We start from the raw sequence: 2,406 nt of genomic DNA, 5'->3' as shown, positions 1-2,406 counted from the left end.
CAGATATAAATATGTATTTGTTGATGAATATCAAGACACTAATATTGCACAAGCTGAGCTTATATATCTCCTTTCTGGTGAAGATAAAAATGTGACTGTAGTTGGTGATGATGATCAATCGATATATGGTTGGAGAGGAGCATCTGTTTATAATATCTTAAAATTTAATCAGTTGGAACCTTTCAAACAAAAAGTAAAAACCACTTCTATTACAAAGAGTTTTCGAACAGGACAAAATGTATTGGATGTTGCTTATAATGTAGTGAAAGATAATAAAAATAGATTAGAGAAAATACCAAAAGCCTATTTTAAAAAAGATTCAAAAGTTTTTGCATTCTTTGCTCCAACATATAGTGATGAGGCTGAATTTATAGTAAAAGAAATTGAAAATTTAATAAAAAGCAAAAATTTTTCCTATAAAGATATAGCAATTCTTTGCAGGAAAAAGAGATTTGATAAAATAACAATATCTTTAGACAAAAAAGATATACCATATGAAATTATTGGAGGAAGAGGATTCTACTATCGATCTGAAATTATTGATGCCATTTCTTTATTAAAATTAACTCATGACCCAGGTGATTCAATAGCATTGGTTCGTGTTTTAAAATCACCAAAGTATAAAATTTGTGATAGAGACATTTTTCATCTCGCAAAGTATATTATCAGTAAAGATAAAGAGTATATAGAGGAAATAAAAAGTAAGAATAGAGAATCAGAGAAAATCAGAGTTAAGAACGAAAGTTCAGTAAAAAGCAATGCTGAAATTGGAAGTAAGAATGAGAATTTAGTGGAAAACAAGACTGAATTTGAAATGAGGGTAAATCTTATTGATGCTGTACTGCAATCGGGAAAAATAGATGAGCTAAGTAAAGATACCAAAGACAGATTAAATCAACTATCAAAAGAATTAAGTCATTTTGTTTTTTTATCAGAAAGACTCTCTTTACCACATCTTTTAAGAGAGATGTTTGAGCAAACTGGACTCTTTTCCGAACTAATGTCAGAAAAATCTAGAGAATCTGAAAGAAGAAAAGCAAATTTAGAAAAACTTATAAGAATAGCTTCAGATTTTGAGAGAACAAAAGCAGAAGCATCTTTTAACAGTTTCATGCTTTACTTAAGGGAAGTTCTAAAGGCAGCTGAGCTTGAACCTGAAGAACTTGTACCAGGTATTGGAGATGATGTTAAAGTTATGTCCATTCATGCTGCTAAGGGATTGGAGTTTCCAATTGTATTTGTTCCTATGTTATGTGAGGGTGACTTTCCAGATTTAAGAATAAGTTACAGTCCATATAGGACTCCATTATCTCTAAGAGGAGATGCCCAGTATCTTCCTGATATGGAAAATTATACAAGTAAGTCTAAATATAGAAATGCACTAAAAGAAATTGCTCTTGAGGAGGAAAGAAGACTTTTTTATGTCGCTTGTACACGTGCAAAAGATAGATTGTATCTTTCTTATTCTCCTTTTATCAGAGAGAATAAAAAGCCTAAAAAAATATCTCGATTCTTAGAAACTACCTTAAATAAAAAATTGGTAGAAATATTGGGAGAGGATATAAGGGAAAAATTAAAAGTAATGGAAAACCCAATGCTTCAAGCTGAATACAGAATTAAGAGAAAAAGAAGGGGATGGTCAGAAGCTATAGAAGAAATAAATTTAGCTGGTTTTGTAGAAAAAGATCAATCACCAGATGAAATTGAAAAAAAATTAAAATCAACCTTTCCTGAAATAACAATTTCCAAAGAGATAAGAGATGAAGCATTAGATAAAGAGATAGAAATAAAAAATGTTATAGCTACTGGTAAAAAAAGGATATATAGAAGAGGAGGGAAGAAATTCACTCTTCATTCACCAACATTTAGTTACTCAGCTTTATCAATTTATAAGAATTGTGCTAAAAGATATTTCTGGACTTATGTTCAACCACTTCCGACACCAAATCGTTTATCAATTAAAGTAGGAAATTTAATACACCAGGCAATTGAAAGATCAATAATTGAAAAAACTGAACTTGAGAAATTAGATTTTCCAATTGGATGGAGCGAAAGTATAAGTTGGGGTGAGATATTAAGTGGAGAAGACCTTATATATGAAGAAAGAATCCCGGGTATTAAAAAGATGATAAAAAATTACTTGCTCAGTCGTTTCTCAAAAACAGATGAGAATATATTAGCAGTAGAACAGCTTTTTAATTTAAAAATAAATAATCATATTATCAGGGGATTTATGGACAGAATTCAGAAAGTAGATAACGGATTTTATGAGATAGTTGATTTCAAAAGTGGTAAAAAGCCTGCTGATCTTAATTTAAATGAAAACCTCCAATTAAAAATATATTCATTAGCTCTTAGCGAATTATATAAAATATCTCCAGAAAAGATTAAATGCACTTTATTTTT

At 29.9% G+C, this 2,406-nt stretch carries 1 protein-coding gene; it reads left to right on the top strand.

Features of this window, described 5'->3' with window-relative positions:
• A partial coding sequence (locus KKC53_06280; protein ID MBU2598753.1) for a UvrD-helicase domain-containing protein occupies nucleotides 1-2,406 on the top strand: 2,406 nt, incomplete at both ends.

This window comes from Actinomycetota bacterium (genome assembly GCA_018830725.1).
Lineage (GTDB): Bacteria > Actinomycetota > Humimicrobiia > JAHJRV01 > JAHJRV01 > JAHJRV01.
This window is presented reverse-complemented; position numbering and strand designations above follow the sequence as displayed.